The sequence below is a fragment of the Rubrivirga sp. SAORIC476 genome, from assembly GCF_002283555.1.
GTDB lineage: Bacteria > Bacteroidota > Rhodothermia > Rhodothermales > Rubricoccaceae > Rubrivirga.
Genome location: NZ_MVOI01000011.1, coordinates 1 through 18,228, shown reverse-complemented (window position 1 = coordinate 18,228; position 18,228 = coordinate 1). Strand labels below are relative to the sequence as shown.

20 protein-coding genes and 1 pseudogene are annotated in these 18,228 nt (G+C 63.6%); 2 read left to right on the top strand and 19 right to left on the bottom strand.

Annotated elements, in window-relative coordinates; translation table 11 throughout:
• The gene (locus tag B1759_RS16570; protein WP_158225320.1) at positions 1–1,224 is read right to left on the bottom strand and encodes a site-specific integrase; all 1,224 of its coding nucleotides are present in this window, start codon (positions 1,222–1,224) and stop codon (positions 1–3) included.
• A 372-nt stretch (positions 1,225–1,596) separates the two neighbouring features.
• Entirely contained in the window at positions 1,597–2,523 is a 927-nt protein-coding gene (locus B1759_RS20495; RefSeq protein ID WP_095516200.1) for an AraC family transcriptional regulator, read from the bottom strand.
• 133 nt (positions 2,524–2,656) lie between these two features.
• On the opposite strand from B1759_RS20495, the pseudogene B1759_RS16560 reads away from it, so the two are divergent.
• A pseudogene (locus B1759_RS16560) lies at positions 2,657–2,989 on the top strand (SDR family NAD(P)-dependent oxidoreductase); the annotation flags it as partial.
• Between the two features lie 16 nt (positions 2,990–3,005).
• Here B1759_RS16560 and B1759_RS19445 read toward each other — a convergent pair.
• The 17 genes from B1759_RS19445 to B1759_RS16480 all read right to left on the bottom strand — a co-directional run bounded on the left by B1759_RS19445 (position 3,006) and on the right by B1759_RS16480 (position 16,821).
• Positions 3,006–3,575, bottom strand: a complete 570-nt coding sequence (locus B1759_RS19445; RefSeq protein ID WP_143537449.1) for a hypothetical protein — start codon at positions 3,573–3,575, stop codon at positions 3,006–3,008.
• Positions 3,576–3,754: 179 nt separating this feature from the next.
• Positions 3,755–4,144, bottom strand: coding sequence for a hypothetical protein (locus B1759_RS16555; protein WP_095516198.1), 390 nt, complete (start codon positions 4,142–4,144; stop codon positions 3,755–3,757).
• A 750-nt stretch (positions 4,145–4,894) separates the two neighbouring features.
• Positions 4,895–5,788 carry a DNA adenine methylase gene (locus B1759_RS16550; protein ID WP_095516197.1) on the bottom strand — a complete coding sequence of 298 codons (894 nt, stop codon included), beginning with the start codon at positions 5,786–5,788 and terminating at the stop codon, positions 4,895–4,897.
• A gap of 33 nt (positions 5,789–5,821) precedes the next feature.
• Positions 5,822–7,168 (bottom strand): hypothetical protein, encoded by a 1,347-nt coding sequence (locus B1759_RS19440; protein ID WP_143537448.1) that lies wholly within the window; start codon positions 7,166–7,168, stop codon positions 5,822–5,824.
• 610 nt (positions 7,169–7,778) lie between these two features.
• Positions 7,779–8,276 (bottom strand): hypothetical protein, encoded by a 498-nt coding sequence (locus B1759_RS16540; protein WP_095516195.1) that lies wholly within the window; start codon positions 8,274–8,276, stop codon positions 7,779–7,781.
• 144 nt (positions 8,277–8,420) lie between these two features.
• Entirely contained in the window at positions 8,421–8,750 is a 330-nt protein-coding gene (locus B1759_RS16535) for an energy transducer TonB (protein ID WP_158225319.1), read from the bottom strand.
• Positions 8,751–9,679: 929 nt separating this feature from the next.
• On the bottom strand, positions 9,680–10,240 hold the full coding sequence (locus tag B1759_RS16530; RefSeq protein WP_143537447.1) for a hypothetical protein: 561 nt from the start codon (positions 10,238–10,240) through the stop codon (positions 9,680–9,682).
• A 229-nt stretch (positions 10,241–10,469) separates the two neighbouring features.
• Positions 10,470–10,841: a hypothetical protein gene (locus B1759_RS16525; protein ID WP_095516192.1), complete on the bottom strand. Its 372-nt coding sequence runs from the start codon at positions 10,839–10,841 to the stop codon at positions 10,470–10,472.
• A gap of 151 nt (positions 10,842–10,992) precedes the next feature.
• On the bottom strand, positions 10,993–11,319 hold the full coding sequence (locus B1759_RS16520; RefSeq protein ID WP_095516191.1) for a hypothetical protein: 327 nt from the start codon (positions 11,317–11,319) through the stop codon (positions 10,993–10,995).
• A 519-nt stretch (positions 11,320–11,838) separates the two neighbouring features.
• A complete protein-coding gene (locus tag B1759_RS16515) occupies positions 11,839–12,279 on the bottom strand; it encodes a hypothetical protein (protein ID WP_143537446.1) in 441 nt (146 codons plus the stop codon).
• A 692-nt stretch (positions 12,280–12,971) separates the two neighbouring features.
• Positions 12,972–13,298 carry a hypothetical protein gene (locus tag B1759_RS16510; protein ID WP_143537445.1) on the bottom strand — a complete coding sequence of 109 codons (327 nt, stop codon included), beginning with the start codon at positions 13,296–13,298 and terminating at the stop codon, positions 12,972–12,974.
• A gap of 240 nt (positions 13,299–13,538) precedes the next feature.
• On the bottom strand, positions 13,539–14,168 hold the full coding sequence (locus B1759_RS16505; RefSeq protein WP_255380566.1) for an HAD family hydrolase: 630 nt from the start codon (positions 14,166–14,168) through the stop codon (positions 13,539–13,541).
• Positions 14,128–14,667: a hypothetical protein gene (locus tag B1759_RS16500; RefSeq protein WP_095516188.1), complete on the bottom strand. Its 540-nt coding sequence runs from the start codon at positions 14,665–14,667 to the stop codon at positions 14,128–14,130. Before B1759_RS16500 ends, B1759_RS16505 begins: the two co-directional genes overlap by 41 nt.
• Positions 14,668–14,826: 159 nt before the next feature.
• Positions 14,827–15,312 (bottom strand): hypothetical protein, encoded by a 486-nt coding sequence (locus tag B1759_RS19855; RefSeq protein WP_095516187.1) that lies wholly within the window; start codon positions 15,310–15,312, stop codon positions 14,827–14,829.
• 103 nt (positions 15,313–15,415) lie between these two features.
• A complete protein-coding gene (locus tag B1759_RS16490) occupies positions 15,416–15,787 on the bottom strand; it encodes a hypothetical protein (protein WP_095516186.1) in 372 nt (123 codons plus the stop codon).
• Positions 15,788–15,945: 158 nt separating this feature from the next.
• A complete protein-coding gene (locus B1759_RS16485) occupies positions 15,946–16,398 on the bottom strand; it encodes a hypothetical protein (RefSeq protein WP_143537444.1) in 453 nt (150 codons plus the stop codon).
• 138 nt (positions 16,399–16,536) lie between these two features.
• The gene (locus B1759_RS16480; protein WP_095516184.1) at positions 16,537–16,821 is read right to left on the bottom strand and encodes a hypothetical protein; all 285 of its coding nucleotides are present in this window, start codon (positions 16,819–16,821) and stop codon (positions 16,537–16,539) included.
• Positions 16,822–17,005: 184 nt separating this feature from the next.
• On the opposite strand from B1759_RS16480, the gene B1759_RS19850 reads away from it, so the two are divergent.
• A complete protein-coding gene (locus tag B1759_RS19850; protein WP_158225317.1) occupies positions 17,006–17,176 on the top strand; it encodes a hypothetical protein in 171 nt (56 codons plus the stop codon).
• The last annotated feature ends 1,052 nt before the right edge of the window (positions 17,177–18,228 follow it).

Below are 18,228 nucleotides of genomic sequence, written 5' to 3'. Positions count from 1 at the left end.
TTACGAGAACAGCTCGGCCATCTTGTCCCCGAGGCTGCCGGTGTCGAGTCGGGCGAGGTACCGCTCAGTCATCTTGATCGACGAGTGTCGCATGGCCTTCGAGATGTCGTAGACGCTCAGGCCCATCGTCCGGCAGTGGTCGGCGAACGAGTGACGGGCCACGTGGGTCGTCAGGTTCTTGTCGATCTCGGCCATGGTCGCGATCTCCTTGAGTGCCTTGTTCGTCAGCGTCGTGCACGAGCGGACCGCCTTCTTGCGGGCCTCCGGTGTGGAAAGGTCGCGGCCAGCAAGGTGCGGGAGCACGTGGTCTCGCGGCCCTGAACTGTCCGTGCGATACGGGGCGATGACGGTCTCGGCCTGGGGCAGGAGCGGGACCTCGACTACCTTCTTCGTCTTTGACGCCCGGTAGCTGATGGTTTTTGATTGGACCGAACCCCAGCGTAGGTCGGCCACGTCGCTGAACCGAGCCCCTCCGCTGTAGAACTGGAGGAGGAACGTGTCACGGGCGACACGGAGCGGCGTGCCAAACGGGAGGTTGAGGGCTTCCAGCGCACGGACCTCCGTGAGTGTGAATCGGACGGGTGCCGTCGGCTCCGTACGGATCGAGTGGGATAGGAAGGGGTTTGCCCCATACTCCATAAGCCCCTCCGCAATGGCCCGGCGGATGACCGTCTTGATCGTCGAGAGGTTCGTGGCGATGGTGTTCACGGTGTTCCCGTACTCCTTGGCGAGGTGGGCCTCGTAGCGGCGGAGAAACGCGGGAGTGAGCCCGGAGAAGGCGAACGGCTCACCGGTGTACGCCCTCATCTTCTTGAGCACCGAGACGTACCGGTCATGGGTCCACATCTGGCCCCGCGTCTTGTACCCGCCAACCAACTCGTCGGCGAACGAGAAGAAGTCGGACTGGCCGGGCTTGTCGTCGGTCGGACGGACGGTGAGCGACCGGGCCACGGCGTCGGCGTCGGTCCGCTCGCCGACGGCCGTCCGGCGGAACACCTCGTCCTCGGCCCGCTGGACCTCATCGGCGATCATCTTGTTGATCTCGGCCGCGTTTGGGTGGCGCCCGCTCACACGGCAGGCGCGGTCGTTCCACTGGCCCTCACGTACGGACACCTTCAGCGAGCGGTACCGGGTTTTCTGACCGTCGGCCAGCCTGAGGTAGATGGGGGAGAGGCCGTCCTTGTTCGTCCGGTAGTGCCAGAGGACGGGGGTGACTGCGGGCATGGGAGAGGGGGGTTGATGCGACGCCAAGTTTGCCAAAGGTGCCAAAGGTGCCAAAGGTGTCAACCCGTTCCAGGTCCCGCCACCTCCCGTCAAATCGGTCATTCTGATTCAGAAACGGTGCTTTTGCGTTCAAGTCGTCTCAGCTGAAACGGTGTTATGTTTCAGTCTCGGGCACCCCAGGAGGGCCGTTGAGAGCGATCTCGACGGCCCTCCTGATGTTCGGGCGGCGCGCGCCGGTGCCGAGGCGCGCTACCCACTGGCGGACCGCATCCGACAATACAGAAGCCAAGGCGTGACGAGGACGCTCACGCGTGGCGTCGGTCGGCAGCGGCGGGGTCTGCGGCATTGTGAGGCTCTCGCCTACACACCGGCTCAGCCCGCGACGGAGGGGAACGAGACGGACAGGGACTCCGACCCATCGCCCTCGTGAGCGCGGCCCCACGCCCGCGGCGACGCTCCGAAGTGGCGCCGGAACTCGCGGCTGAACTGCGACGCGCTCGCGTACCCCACGGCGTACGCAGCCTCCCCCACCGAGGCGCCCTGTCGGAGCCTCAGCGCGGCGTTGCCCAGCCGCATCGCCTTGACGAACTGCAGCGGGGCGTAGGTCGTGGCCTCCTTGAACCGGCGGTCGAACGCCGACCGGCTCATCCCCGCGCGCCGCGCGAGGTCATCGACCGAGATCGGCTCGTGGACGTGGTCGCGCACGTAGCCCACGACGCGCGCGATCTCCTGCCCTCCGCCGAGGTGGTTCCGAATGAACGTACCGGCCTCGCCCCGAACGGCGGCGTAGAGGACCTCCCGGACGCGTCCCGGCCCCAGGACCCGGGCCGCCTCGGGGGCGCTGAGGAGGTGGAGCATTCGTCCGAGTGCGTCCGCCAGGGCCTCGTCCACACGCGCGACTCCGAGGCCGACCGAACACTCCATGGTGTCATTGTCGGCGTCGAAGGCGGCCGATGTCCGCGCGGCCTGGCACGCGACGAGGGTCTCAGCGGCGACGCGGCTCTCCAGGCTCACCATCAGTCCCAGGAGGGGGACTTCCGGCGTGGCCGCCGTAACCTCCGTCTCGATGGGGATCGACATCGCTACGCACAGCACCTGGCCGGCCTCGAACGCGTGCGTCTCCCCCTGGAGGTACGCTCGCTTCGTGCCTTGCACGATGACGCACAGGCTCGGCGGGTACACGGCGCTCACACGGGGGATGGCGGCGTCGGCCCGGAACAACTGGACACCGTCGAGGGGGGTGTCGAGAAGGCCCGGTGCAGGGAGGTGTCGGGCGACCAGGGCGGGCAGTTCGATCATGCCGGAAGGGTACTGCGAGCGCGTGCCCGATCATACACCGTTGAGGGAATCAGGCGTGTTTGAGGTGGAATGTCGAGCACCCAGACCTCAGCTGCGGAGGTACAGTGCAGATCTTGACGCCGCCCTCTGACCCATGAACACTACGAACCCATTCGGCCCAAAGGGCTGGACACCCGATCGCCTCGGCTCCCTCGCAGGCAAGACCTTTCTCATCACCGGCGCGAACTCCGGCGCCGGCTTCCAGGCGGCGCGGACGCTCCTGAAGAAGAAGGCCACCGTCGTGATGCTCAACCGCTCGGTCGAGAAGTCGCGGGCGGCGGTCGCAGAGCTGAAGGGAGAACTCGGTGAGGGCGCTGACGTGTCGTTCATCCGCACGGACCTCGCCTCGCTGGCCAGCGTGCGCGAGGCCGCGGCCGATGTCCTGCAGACCGTCCCCCGGATCGACGCGCCGATCTGCGCAGCGGCGGGTTATGCGCCGTTGACTATATGGAGCCTAAAATCTGAGGGTTAGTGATGATGCCGGCAAGGATGTTTGACGCCACGTCACTACCAAACGACTTGGCCTTTTCCAGCACCCTGGACCGTTTCTGCTCAGGCGTGCCCGGCTCGGAAAGAGCCTCTCTTAGCTCTTTCAGCTGCTGACCAGTCAACTCGTCCTTGACAGCCTCAATCACGACGTTGAGGTTCACGGTTTGGTTTACTGAGACGCTCAGGCCACTGCTCGCGGGTGACGGCTTAGTAGGGAGGCCCAAGGATTCTAGTTCCTCAACCGCGCCGTCGATCAGCCCGTGGAGTCGCTTCTTGCACTCCGCAAAGTTTTCGGAGACCGCAAAGCCGCTGACCGCACCGCCCATGCTAATCGATCCCGAGCCCACCCGTCGGTAGTACTTGATTCGATTGACCTGCTGCTCCTGCGGACTTCCGGGGCCATAGATCCTGTTCAGCACACTCACGAACTCACCCCTCCGAACCGCCAGATCATCTGTCGAATCGAGCGGCTTCTCTCTGATGCGGCGAAGCGCCTTGACAAGATGCTGCGTCTCTTCGGACATCGCTATCGGTTCGGTAGGCGCATAACGGATGGCGATTCAGCCGCCGAGAGGTGACGGCACAGCGGTGGGACGAAGCTTTGAATGCGGCGACGTTTGGACGAGCCGAGAGCGCTGACCCTCACGGTCGGCCTGCAAGCGCGGGTTAGCACGCTGCCCGGCTGGACGGAGCGCGAGCGCACTCACCGCTCGTCTCGGACGAAGCACGACGGTCGGGCCGCGAATAGGCTGTCGCGCTTGGCGAAGACTGACTCCCGGGTCCCCGCGAAGTTGCCCGTCATGTCTTCCACGTCGAACGGCGCCGCCGTCGTGTCGACGTCGAACAACCCTTCCAGCAGGTACACCCGCTTCCTCGCTCCGCACGTATCGACGGCGACCACGTTCGGCCCGCCAGTCACGCCCCGAGCCAGCAGGCGGATGTAGTCCTGCGACGGCGGTGCGTCTACGGTCCCAGCAACGTAGACCTCGTGCGCGCGGTCATCATAGACGTTGCACTGTTGGATCAGCCCGGCGACCCGCTTGCACTCCGGGTCGGGATCGCCGCAAGCGCAGAGCCCGCAGAAGGCAAGCAAGGTGAGGACGAAACGAGCCAGAGGTTCGGTGCGAGAGGCAGCGTGCTAACAGTTGACCGCTCAGCCGCAGCACGCTGACGACTGGCGGGTAGGACGAGCCGCAGGATACGCCGTTGTTCGGACGAGGCAAGAACGCCCGCGCGTGCTGTCGGCCTGCAGCGGTGGGTTATGCCGCACCGTTAGCAGAGTTGGTAGCTGCATCTACAAAATCGCGAATAGTCCCAACCGCTGATTGAACATTCGTCGGCTCTACGAGCGGGAGATTGGGTCCATCCGTGGGCGACTCACCGTAGGGAAGGTCCTCATCGCTCAGATCGATGAAGGTGTTTCCAGCAGCATCTAGAGTAAAGAACCGAATCTGAATATCGTTTGCTAGAGCGTACGAACGCATGAACATTAGGGACGGTACAACATGGTTGAACCAGTCCTCATATAGGGTTCCGTCCTCTTGCAGGACGCCGTCGTAGCGGAAAACACTCCCGCCCAAACGCTTCCAGTTGAAGCGCTCCAACATGCTACGGATATACGTGCGTTGGTTGTTGGTGACCTCGCGGAGGTCGTACGAGATCGTTACCGGCATGAGGAGAAGGGGTGGGAGTGCGGCATAACAGTTTGCGGCTCAGCCGCTCAGGGCAGCGACCGCGATGGTTGAACGAGGCAAAGGTAGTGCCGACGCCCGGACGAGTCGAGGACGCTGGAGCCCTGGGTCGGCCTGCAGCCGCGGGTTATGTGGAGCTGGCAATATTGCGACTAGAATTGCATCTCTTTCTGCAGCACATTGAAATCCTGTTTACGAATCCGGGCGGGGTCCTCAACCTCAGGAAGCAATAGCCCGTCAGAGTAAAACATCACCTCCGAGCCCTTGTACCTGTCCTGCGCCGAATAACTAAGTCCATAATTGAGACTCGGCGAATCGAGATACATATCACAAATCGGTTTCACATCATCGTAAGTGACAAGCCACGGTGTTTCGAAAGACATGATAAGCCTAGCAATCAGCTCGTGGTCCTCGTGACGGTAATGGTTTTCATAGAGATCACCTCCCTTGACATAATAGGGAGGATCGAGATACACAAGCGATGTGCTATCAAGGACAGGACGAAGGCCTTCTAAGAAGATCGTCGCATCGAGATTGGACAGTGTGATGCGGCTTTTGTACCGAGCTATCTTCTTGATGCGCTTGATCAGATCGGCCTTATTAAATCTGGCATCAATCTTCCAGTCCCCATCTTGCTCCCTGCCCCCGATAACGCCGCCCCTGATTATTCCAGATCTATTGGTCCTGTTAAGATAAAATGTTGAAAACCCAAGGTCGGCTAGCGATGGGCTTTCGGCATCTTGGACGGATCGCTGTCGCTCCCATTCCTCGACTGAGACCTCGGCCATGTCAATGCGTCGACACAGCTCATCAGTATGGTCCAATACAGATTTCCAGAAAGCATAAATTGACCTGTCAATATCATTTATATATACATTTCTCGCATATTCTCCAAATAAAAGTGATAGCGCAACCGCTGCGCCGCCTGCATAGGGCTCGGCATAAATACCTCCCAAGAGGTTGTTTTGTCTGTAAACTAGTTTGACAAAGTTAGAAAGTTTACGTTTGCCGCCGGGATATCTGAGCGGAGAAAGAAAATGGGACATGATTTTAGCGAGCGCATCGCTGGATAATTTGGCCTAAGACCAGATTTTGGTCATGAACATTTGGAGGTCATCCCATGCCGTCTTCAGCTCCGAGGCCACAGCTGAAAAATAGCGATTGTGGACGTACCCGTGCATGGTCCTGATCGAAGCGGCGAGAAGGGTCTGACCTGCAGCGGCCTTTTTCACTGGCGCAAGCTGTTGATCTGACATGGCGCCGGACTGCTTCAAGTGATTCGCAGCCGCCGTCAGCTTTTGGGCCAGGTGGGAGCCGTCCACCTTCTGTTCAGACCAGCCAGCGGTTTGCTCTAGGAAGTGGTCAAGGCTCAACTCAATGAGGACTCGCATCATCACCGCCGCCGCGTTTGGGTGCTTGTCAGCGTTGAGGGACTGTAACTCCTCGGCTATCGCCTGGATTCGGTGCTGAGAGATTCCAGTGCTGAGGCCAGGAGGGATGAGAGTCGTTCTGGTCCGGGGCTTAGGCTGAGGGCGCTTGCGTTTCTTCTTTGCTATCGGGGGCTCTTCATCAACAGGCCTAGGCTTGCCAGATGACTTCGTGAGATCAGGCAAATCCTCCTTTACAAAACTGTCTACATATTTTATCCTTTGATCCACCTTCTTGACATCTGTGACGGTCACGTCACCAGATCCAACATCCTCCACTATCCTTGCCAATCCTTTGACGACTTCGCTAGTCGGCAGCTGTGTCGTAACATCTCCCTTCTTGATGTCAAAACCTAGCTTGCTTCGCACATACGGCGTCTTCAGTATGCGCTCTAGTGTCGTTACAGGGAATTTCCCTGAGCGAATACGAGTAAGGGACTTTTCGGAGAGCTTGGATTGACCAGTCACAAAGTCAATTACCTGGAGCGCTATTGACTTGTCGCCAGTCAAGGCGTCGTAACGAGCAGCTACGTATCCGTCCCATTCGTCGAGACCAGAACCTCCGCGCAGCCCCCTGTGCCGATTCTGAATCCATGGGTCGGCCTCAACACGGTCAGCGGCCACGAAACAACGGAGGCTGTCTACAGGATTCTTGTGGTACTGCTTCGACAGTTCCTTGATTTGCTTAAGGACAGCCGAAGGAACCGCGCCGTCGATCAGGCTCGGACTCTCCAAAGCCTTTAGGGCTGTTAGCCTCCTGTTGCCATCAAGAACTATGTAGCTGCCGTTTGCCGCAGGCATGACAATTGGCAGGTCAGCAGGGCTGGGACCGTGCTCCAAGATGTGCTCTGCCATTCCGACCAAATTCTTCCCCTGGGTTCCCGCCATGGCCTGGATAGTGCTAGGCTGGTCAGGGGCGTGAGCGGGTAACCTGGGATTCTCAACATCCAAGAGCAACTGATGGACATCGATGATTTTCAGGGACGGTAGAGTGCTCATCGGACGGAGGGGGGAGAGGCAATGGCTCTGGCTAAAGCTACACTCATATGGCCAACCGAATTAGCATGAAGCGCAGGCGGTCGGTGCTCCACATAACAGTTGGACGCTCAGCCGCGAGAGGCTGAGGCGCTGGCGGTCGGGACGGGCAACGTAAGCGCCGAGCCCCGCCGAAGCCAAGAACGCTAGAGCCTATCGTCGGCCTGCAGCGGCGAGTTACACCGCCAGCGTGTGCGTGTGCGGCTACGGAATCTGCGTCACTCCCCAGGCCGCTAGGACCAGACCTCCAATGATCAAGCGGTAGAAGTCTGCTGCCAGGTCTCCCGCTTTCCTACGGTCCTGCGGGTCGTACCGGAACGCTGCTCTCAGGAATCGAAAGACGATATATGCGAGTGGTGCCAGACCGACCACGATTGCGAGGACCCCGTACATCAGATCGTTACTGAGCGACAACGGTTCGGGCTGGCGGTGTAACAGTTTGCGGCTCAGCCGCGTGGGGCTGACGCCGTGAGGGTGGGACGAGGCAATGTAGACGCCGATGCCCGCTGGAGTTGAGAACGCTGGAGCCCCGCGTCGGCCTGCAGCCGCGGGTTCTGCGGCCCTGAGCAAGGAGTCAGAGAACCCCGCTCTTGCCGTCCCACTTCTTCTTCAGGTGAACCACCCCGTCGTATGCCGCCCGAAGCAGCGCGGCGACGGCGAGCCATATCGCCCACCATTGGTCCGTCAGCACCGCCAGCAGCCCCGTCAGCACGACCAAACAGATCGCGACGGCCAACAGGGCGTGATTCCAGCGGCTGTCCGCCGGGATCAAGAGCTTGCCTTCTGACCGCGCGAACCTCCGTCCTTTGCGCGTGTGGCGGTCGAGTCGGAGCATCGGATCGACAAGCTCCTCATAAGCAGACTTGCGGGTCTCGAACTCGAAGCGGACGCCGTCGAGTTGTACCCAACACGGCGTCTCCTTCAAGTTGTGCTCTCCGACGATCTTCCGCGACTCTGGTCGGAGCGGGCGGAGGTTCGCGACACCAGAATTCCCTTCCGCATCGGTGAACCGGACAGCCTCGCTGCCGACTTCAACGATGGAGCCTTGTGCGGGGGCGATCCTGACAGTCACAGATGGCGAGGCGTTCGAGGCCGCAGAACGGATGGCCGCTTAGCCGCCGGGGCTGGCGGCGCGGCGGGTAGACGAGCGAAAGTAGACGCCGCTGCTTGGCCGAGCCAAGAACGCTGGCGCCCCCGGTCGGCCTACAGCGGCTGGTTAGCTGCCGCACCACCCGAACACGGTGCTCCCCACGGCCTCGACCCCCGTGCCCTCCAACTCGTACCGTACGCAGACGTCACCACGGACCCGCACGGCCGCTCCGTTCACTTCGCCGGGCTCCCACACCAACGCCCGTACCGTCGCGAGGGCGTGTTCGCTGAGGAGCTCGTTGGGGCTCGACTCGATCCTCGGGTCTTGGCTCGTGCCGTCCGGCCCGACCACGACGGATACCCGTACCGCGCCGTCGATCCCTGCACGACTGGCGAACTCGGGGTAGTCGTAGAGGAGGGCGGCGGTCGACCATCCGATGAGAGGGGTCGGTCTCATGGCGACCTCGTCGAGCGAATACACCACGTCTGGGCTAGGCTGGGAGTCGCACCCGGCCGCCAAGGCCACGAGGAGAGAAGTGAGCGCGAGACGAGCGAGGCCTTGCATAGGCAGCTAACGATTTGCGATTCAGCCGCCGCACGCGGCGGGGCGGTGAGACGAGGCGAAGGATACGCTGACGCTTAGACGAGGCAACGACGCCGGAGCGTGCGGTCGGCCTGCAAGCGCGGATTACACCGCCGGGGGTCTGCGAAAGCGGACGATCACAAAGTCGTTCCGAGTAGAGGTTGACCGTTCCGAGACTTGCCCCGACGAATGGCGCTCCTCGACGATAGCGAACTGGCTGTCCCACCTATCAAGCGCAGTCATAGGGGCGAAGTTGCGAGACGCCCCGTAGTGGTACTGTACACCGTCACCGCCGGAGACCCGGTGGCACGAGAGCCGTCCGAGGTTCCCGTCAGCCCATTTCCTCAATCGCGCCAGGAGCTTTCGGTTTGGGCTCCAGAGCAGCGCCGAGAAGCCAGAGGGGCGGCGGAATTGAACGTCTACCGATGAGACCGAATCACCGTCCAGCCTGAGGTCCCAGAACATCAGTTCGTAGCCACACGCTTCGAGTCTTCGGCTAGTGAGCCTGCTGCCGAGCGTGGTTGGGTCGAGAAGCGCGCGGCCAGGTTCAGGTCCCGCCAGTTGCTCAAGGGTCGGGGCGCCGCCTCGAAGGACGACGGCCTCTAGAATCGACTCTGGCTCGACGTTCGGCAAACGGGACGATGCGAGGCGGTGTAACATTGACCGCTCAGCCGCCCCAAGCTGAGGGCTGGCGGGTGGGGCGAAGCGCAGGATACCCCGACGGCTGGCGGAACTGAAAGCGCTGGCGCTTGGGGTCGGCCTGCAGCGGTGGGTTCTACCGCGCGGTGGCCGGAGCTGGGTTCTTAAAGAGCCATCAGGATTCCAATCACAGCAGCTACGAGCCCTGCCGCCGTGATGTAGTAAGCCCTCATTGCTACGGTAAAGCTCTTATTAGCCACCGCCGTCGAGACCATGATTTGGTGATTGCTAGCGAGCGTTGACTGGTAGATCGACAGGTCGCTTCGCAGGGTGGTAATCAGGTTCAGGGCTCGGTTTTCAAGCAGTAGCACCATGTCGCGGTCAGACTCGCCAATTGAGGCGACGACGATGTTGGGGGCGCTCATGTACCGAAACGCTGCCGCTCGCCATTCGAGCATTCTCATTTGGAGTGCGTCTACCTTTCGGGAGAGATGCTCGTAAGTCCTGCCTTCCTTTCTGCCGGGATCGTTCGGAATGTAGCGGTTGACGATGGACATATTGAGCTTGTTGAAGTCGGCAATGATCGCCTCAAAGTCGTCTTTCAACTCGGTCAGCACTGGATTGTCTTCCGCTAGCACGGCATGGTTTTCAAGACCTATGAATGGTGTCAGCTCTCCGAATGGATGAGTTGGCTCCTCAGCGCTGTCTCGCTGATCCGTAGGCACTCCGTCGTGACTGTGCTGGAATGCGAATTCCAGCGACTCTACTTCGCCCTCGTCTGGCTGCTCATGAGATCGAGGGCGACTTCTTTCTCGTGCCATTGGGAGCGCGGTAGAACAGGTGGCCGCTTAGCCGCACGGGGCTGAGGGCAGGACAGTGGGCCGAAGCTACTGGAGCACTGAAGCTCGGACGAGCCGAAGACGCTGATGCCCCGTGTCGGCCTACAGCGGCGAGTTATACGGCCACCTTAGGGGACCGGCCGAGCTTGTAGCTATTGAACGCCTTCGCCTTAGTCTCAGCGCCCTGCTGGATCGCGAAGTAGATCCCGCCGAACAGGATGAAGGTGAGCGTGCTGACCCAGCCGAGGTTCCAGAGCACGACCGTCGCCACGCCAGCGACGGCGACAGCGGCGACCAGACCATAGAGCTTCGTCCGTGCTGCCGATGCGGTCACATCGTCAATGTGGTACGTCGCCCGGCCACCGCACTTCTCACACCGGTGCTGGAACTCCCGGCCCAGCGACTTCGACAGGACTAAGCGGTCCCGGGCGTTCTCCTTAACCCGAGACGGTTCCTTGCAGTCACGGCAGATGACAGAGAGGTCCATCGGTAGGGCGATCAGGTTCGGGGTGGCCGTATAACAGAAGGCCGCTTAGCCGCGAAGGGCTGACGGCACGACGATTGGAACGATCACCAGAAACACCAAACTCATGGAGAAGCGAGAACCCGAAAGCCCTTCGTCGGCCTACAGCGGCGGGTTATGCCGCAGGCGGTTGAGGAGAAGCGTCGGGGGTGCCTCTCTTCCAGCGCCACAAGTACGCTAAACCCACTCCCCAGAGGAGGCTGTTGAGGATGAAGGGAAGGTGTTCGAGCGGGAATCCTGTCGCGCCGAACGGCCACCAGTGAACGAGCGGGAGAGCGAGCGGCAGCATTAGGAGATCCGAGACTCCACCCAGCGCTTTCTCGAATAGTCCCGCTGACTCCCCCGTGTCGAACCTGCCCATGCCGAGCGCGAAGGTGATGGCGAAAACGCCGAGCTGTAAGACGAAGTGAGCGAAGGCGAATCCGAAGACGCGGAAGATCAAAGTGGGCGGCGGCTTAGGACCTGCGGCATAACAGTTGGCCGCTCAGCCGCGAAGGGCTCACGGCGCGAGGTATGGACGAGCAACGTACGCTGTGACCTCCCAAAAAGGCAACGACGCTCGCGCCCTTCGTCGGCCTGCAGCGGTGGGTTCTACCGCGCCACACACCGACGGGCCACCGCAAGCGACATCCGAAGCGCAGACACCGGACCCACCGCGTGGCACCCTCCGCTCATCTCTCCGACCCAGACCGGAACGGAGTTCTCGCCGCGCTGGCGGCGCTCCCGAGCGGCACCGACGACATCGAAACCAATCGCCAGTCGAGCGCGGACTTCCCCGAGCGGATCGCTGGCGCGGGCTTCGGTGCCCCACCCCACCGGCCTTCCAATCGACGGCGCGGTAGAACAGTTTGCGGCTCAGCCGCCCAGGGCAGCGACCGCGATGGTAAAACGAGCCGAAAGTAGCGCTGGCGCCCGGACGAGCCGAGGACGCTGGAGCCCTGGGTCGGCCTGCAGCCGCGGGTTACACCGCCCCGGCGGGCGAGGCGTTCGTCCTGAGGACGTAGAACAGCCACCCGGCCCCGGCCCCGAGAATGAGTGCTGGAACGAGCGCGATGGCACCGTAGCCGAGAGAGAACAGGAGGCCGAGCGCGAAGCCTCGGACGATCCCGCCAAACCCAATACCATCCGTAACCGCCACGAACACCGCGAGCGCGAACGCTCCGAGCACGTAGGCCCAGATCGCAACGGCCGCCCCGTCCCGGGCCGCCCGCGTAGGGCCGCTGGACGTGGCAGCGTGAGCGGCGAGACGGGGAGCCGCGAGCGCACCGATGACGGCCGCAGCGGGAACGCCGACAGCGGCCCCGAACGCCGCGACGTCAGCCCAGAAGACGGCCCAGAAACCGACGGCGAGCAGGCAAGCGGCTCCGCCGAAGAGAGCAGCAGCGAGGAGCCGATCAGACACGTGCGAGGGGCGGTGTAACAAATTGCGGCTCAGCCGCAACGGGCAGCGACCGCGGATGGTAGGAAGGGCAACGTAGACGCCGAGGCACGGACGAAGCGAGAGCGCTGGAGCCCGTTGTCGGCCTGCAGCCGCGAGTTATGCGCCGTAGCGTTATTCGCGCTGTTTAGGAGCCAATAGCGGGACGACGACGAAATGCCGGATCGGTTGGCCTCGGTCTCGTGCCGGGGAAAACTCGGAGCGTCGGATTAGCGACTCGGCTTCGGTCGCGACCGCCACAGAAGGAGCGCACGCGATGTCGATGTCCGTCGCAACGCCTGCTGTGTCTACAACCGCTACGGCGATTGAGAAAGACTCGGGCTCCGGTTGCGCCCCCCGAGGCGGGACACGAGAGAGGAGGGCGTCCGAAACCGGTTCGGGCATGAACTCCGGGATGTAGACCAAGTCGTCCGACCCGAAACCAAAGTGAACCCGCCAGTCGAACGAGCCCCAAGCGCCGCACGACTCCACGGGCTGCTGCGCTGCTGCTGGCGCGACCCCAAGCAACGCGAGGGTGACAACGACGAGTAGGCGCATAACAGTTTGCGGCTCAGCCGCGCGGGGCTGACGCCGGGAGGGTGGGACGAGGCAATGTAGACGCCGAAGCCCGCACGAATCGAGGTCGCTAGAGCCCCGCGTCGGCCTGCAGCCGCGGGTTACACCGCCGACGGGCTGGCGCCGAGCGTGGGCGGCGGCTCTGGGTAATCAACGGTCACGGGCAGCCGCAGCGCTTCCGGATCCACGCCCCACTCCGCCAGCGCGGCGAGTACGTCCGCCTCGGTGTCCACGACGCGAGTCTCGTCCGGGACCGGTCGTTGGCTCATCGCCACATCGAGGTCGTCCGCCCACTCCTCCTGTAGATGCCACGGCGACAGCTCGACGCGACGGAGGACGAAGCGGATAGGGACGGAGTCGTAGCGCTTCCCAACGCGATCCCGGTTCCGGGCCTCCTGAACCGAATCGAAGTCGGGACCGTCGAGCACAGGCCGGACGTGAACCCAAGCCTTCCGCTTCGACTGAAGGGGCGGCGCTTCCGCTGCGAGATCACGCCCGAGGCGGAGCGAGTTCTGAACCCGTGGCGGGAGCGACATCGCGAGGCGGTGTAACGGATGGCCGCTCAGCGGCCAAGGGCAGACAGCAAGAAGGTAGGCCGGAGCGCTGGAAGTGGTGCCGTTCCAACAGCGCGAGAACGCTGGCGCCCTCGGTCCGCCTGCAGCGGCTGGTTATACGCCCGGCGGTTTTTGCGAGCGCCAACCCCGCTTTTCAATACGGCGGAAGTTTGGTTCGTCTCGGATGCTCAGAAGGTAGGAAAGCAGGTCCGGCAACTCATCGTCCGCCTCGGCCCCGAGGTAGGGAGACACGCGAACGAGATTGCCGTACTGCCGCGCCAGCTTCGCGGGCGTGTCGTCCACCATCAAGACCCGTTCGAGACGGTCGCCGCGCCGCTTCACCTTCTTCAGATCCTTTACCCAGACGGTCTCGCCCGTCTCCATGTCAAGGCGTCGGGTACAGCGCTCACGCGTCCAGACGAACTCGAAGCTGACGCCTAGAGGTCTGATCCTGTGAATGGCCGGGACCGCAAAGCCCGATGTTGCCGAGGTCCAAACGGCAAGGCGGAACGAACCGGAAGCCCCCGTGAGGAAGTTGCGGACATGGGGCCGCTCGTAGACGTGGTACGGCCCGAGTCTGAAATCTGGCGGCCTGTCTAGCGGGGCTTCTGACGCATGGAGCAACGTCTCGTCAAGGTCGAGAACGAGCAGCGGGAATGCGGTATCAGTAGCCAGAGTCAGAGGGCGTATAACGAGTGGCCGCTTAGCCGCGAGGGGCTGAGGGCAAAACGGTAGTGAGGGCAACGTAGACGCCGAGCCTGAACCAGCGCAAGAACACTGACGCCCATCGTCGGCCTACAGCGGCGGGTTCTACGGCCCCCGGCACCTCATACTGGAAGTCGATCCCGGCTTCGAGCATGGCCTGACGCTCGGTCTCGGACAGCCGGGCGTAGACGTACCCCTCGTGCGTGATCGTCTCCATGACCGGCCGGTCCCCAGCCCACAGGGACGGGTCTTCGAGCGGCCCGTTGTACCAACCGATGAAAGGCTCGAACAGCAGGCGCCGTCGGAGGTCGTCCGTGAGCGCGAACCGGAGCCGCTGGCTGTGCGCGTACATCCGCTTCGCCGTCGGCAGCGGTTGCGGCGCCGCGTCGATGCCCTCGACCATCCGCTCCGCCTCCTCGCCTTCGAACAGGACGTTGAACTCGACCGCGTCAGCGAGCGGGAGCGCCCACTCCACGACGTGCTGCCATCGGTCGGGTTCGTTCAGGAAGCCTTCGGCAACCCAGGTTCGAGTGCTCATGGGATCGAGGCCGTAGAACAGTTGACCGCTCAGCCGCCGAGAGGTGAGGGCAGAGCGTTGGAACGAAGCTATGACTGCGCGGGCGGTCGGACGAGCCGAGAACGCTGACCCTCTCGGTCGGCCTGCAGCGGTGGGTTCGCTGTACGGAGTGGCAACGCGCTAAGACGGGAACGCGACCGGCTGCCACGCCGAGTCCCCTCGCGCGTCCACGTCGGCCTCGGTCGCCTCGTAGAAGTCCAAGCCCCCGGAGCACTCCCGTGTCCACCACGAGTCGGGTGGGCCGCCCCCCTCCAGCGACGACGTGTCCGCTCGGACAGCCCAGGCCGAGTCCAGACCGACGACGTACTCGGCCCGGGTGTACGCTGTCCCCTGCCGAACCGTAGTGACGAGGCGGGGCGGTTCGCCAGGGCAGAGCCTGATCTCGTCGTACGTCGCCAGCACCGAGCCAACCGCGAGGCGGCGCCCGTCAGGTGCGGCCCGGAAGACCGCGAACTCGCACGCCCCGTGGACCCCGCACGCCTCGCCCACCGCGTAGTCGTCGCGCCCGTCCCCGTCGAAGTCGCCGACGACGCGGTAGACCGACGGCGAAGGAGATGCGGAGGGAGCGGGGTCGGTGGAGGTAGACCGCTCAACCGCGGGCGCCACTTCGGGTGCTGGTGTGGGTTCTACTCCGCACCCTGAGACGAAGAGGGCGAGAACGAGCCAGCCAAATTTCATTCGGGACGGAGTACAGCGAACAGTTGACCGCTCAGCCGCGAAGCGCCGACGGCAAAACGGTGGTGAGGGCAACGTAGACGCCGAAGCCAAACCAGCGCAAGAACGCTGGCGCCCTTCGTCGGCCTGCAGCGGTGGGTTCTACGGCGCGGCGTTCGGCGATGGAGGGAGTGGGCCACGGACCGTGACCGAAGGGGTTGACCGTGGGGTCCTCCACCTCGGGACGCCACCATCGGTTGAACAACTCTGCGTCGGACTGTCGCCGGAAGACGCACTTGAAGTAGTGCCCCTTGACCGACTCGAAGGCAACGACCCGGACGACTTGGTCCTCGGGTACGTTTGCCTTGATCCAGTCGAAGACCGGCTGCGGCTCGGCGGCTAGCACATCGACTCGGTAGACGGCCATGAGGGCGATCGGCCTTGGCGGGAGCGCCGTAGAACAGTTTGCGGCTCAGCCGCAACGGGCAGCGACCGCGAACGGTGAGAAAGGCAACGTAGACGCCGAGACCCGGCCGAAGCAAGAGCGCTGGAGCCCGTTGTCGGCCTGCAGCCGCGGGTTCTGCGTCACCGGAGCCGGGACGAGGTTTCGTAGGTGAGCCGCTCTTGATCCGCGTCGTACCGAACCCGGACCCAGGAGTGCCCCTCGCGCCCGGTCGCATCCGCGTTGTTCAGGAGCCACTGGCGAACCTTCGGCAGCGCCTCTGTCAGCAACGCAGTCTTGACCGAGTGACGGAGAGTGCGCGGGACTGCGCCGACACTGATCTCCCACTTCGGGTCGTACCAGCCCTCCTCGATCATGTTGTTCGAAGCGGAGCGCCCCGGCACGCTGTTTCGGTAGTTGACGCGAAGGACCAAGAAGGGACTCTCGGCCCGGTGCGGGTTGTCTTGGTCCGGCGAGAACCGAATCGAGAGCGCGTCGAACTGCGGGACGCCCGCCAGCGCATCAGAGATGTTCTTCGCTCCGAGCGGGTACGAGAGCAGGCTCGATAGCTCCCACTTGTAGGCGGTTGGTATCACGGGAGCGGAGGTGACGCAGAACAGACGGCCGCTCAGCCGCAAAGAGCTGGCGGCACGAGGGACGAAACTGGCGAGAGGATACGCCGCGCTCGGCCAATGCAGAAACGTAGCCGCTCTTTGTCGGCCTGCAGCGGCGGGTTACACCGCGCGGCGGACGAGGGCGACCACGCCGACCCCCACCGCAGTCACGATCAGGAACGGTACCAGCCCGACCGAGAGCAAGAGGGCGCGGTACAGGAACGGGTGTGAGCACGCCCACTGCTGGGTCCTGGCGACCTGTTCCATCCCCCGACGGTTCTCCTCTTCCGTCGCGCCCGCGTCGATGAGATAGTTGTACCTCTTGCAAGGGGGGCCAGCATAGACGTTCAAGGCGACGCCTGCAAGGCACCCGAGAACAGCAGCGGCAAGGAAGGCGGTGCGCAAGGTCTGATGCTAAGGGAGCGCGGTGTAACGGATGGCCGTTCAGCCGCCTTGGGCGGCACTATTCACCAACCGCGCGAGAGCGCACACGACGATGGAAACGATTCAGACGAATGACGACGCCCGCGCCCAAGGTCGGCCTGCGACGGCGGGTTCTACGGCCGAGCATCGCATCCCAACAGAGGTCATGCAGATCATCCGCGCGGGACTGGCGGGCGACGCTGAGCGCGTGCGGAAGTACGTGACTCACTGGCACAACAACCTCGCGCAGTCCGGCGACCACCGGAGCGCCGAGCGCCTGCGCCGCGAGTTGACGGGCGAGCCGCCCGCGCGATTGGCGACGCTGGACACGCCGTAGAACAGGGGGCCGCTCAGCCGCGAAGGGCACCGAGCGGCTGGGGACGCGCAACGTACGCGACGGCCCCGCGAGCCCGCAACGCGACCGACGCCCTTCGTCGGCCTGCAGCGGCGAGTTGCACCGCGCCCGCGATGGCGACCGCCGACGGCTGGACAACGAGCCGAGGCCCGAGCGGTGCCCCGGGCGAGCCGCCCCGAACCGCTTACCCTGCCGACCGCGGTGCAGAGGCCGACCGAGCGGAGCGTGGGGCCGGAGCCGCCCGCCTCGGTCCGCGCGTGGAGACCCCCGAACGGGAGATGACGCTCACCGCCTGACGTGCATCGAAGGAGGCGCGGTGTAACAGTGGGCGCTTCAGCCGCCGAGAGGTGACGGCGCAGCGGTGGGACGAAGGTAGACTGGCGGCGCTGCTCAGGCGAACTGAGAACGCTGGCCCTCTCGGTCGGCCTGCAAGCGCGGGTTATGCCGCGCCGGAGCGCCGTCGCTTCCAGAGCGACCGAACGAACACGGCTCCCATGCCAACCGCGAGGATCACGCTTACTCCGACCGCTCCGGCAGCAGGCCCGAAGTACGCCGGGTCCACCGGTAAGAGGCTCGCGTACGGCCAACCGCAGCGGATGCTAGCGAGCGCGAGAGCGCACAGACCGAACGATGCCATCCCGAGTGCGACCCTGCTCCCCCCACCGACTCGAACCGACCAATGCCAGAGCGGGCGCGCAGCCAACGCTGTAGCGGCGGCGTACAGGACGAGAGCACTGGGGCTGTACGAATACTGGAGACAACCCCCCGCACCGTAGTACTCCTGCGCCGGCCCAAGAGCGACGATGCCGAGGACAGCGAGCAAGACCGCCGTCCCGATCCAGAGCGCGTCAAGAACGTGTCTCACCGGTTCGAGCCGAGTTGTAGCAGTGCGAGCGGCATAACAGATAGCCGCTTAGCCGCACGGGGCTGAGGGCGGGAAGGTGGGCCGAAGCTATAACTGGCGTTGGCGCCGGGACGGGCCGAGAACGCTGGTGCCCCGTGTCGGCCTACAGCGGCGAGTTATGCCGCGCCGA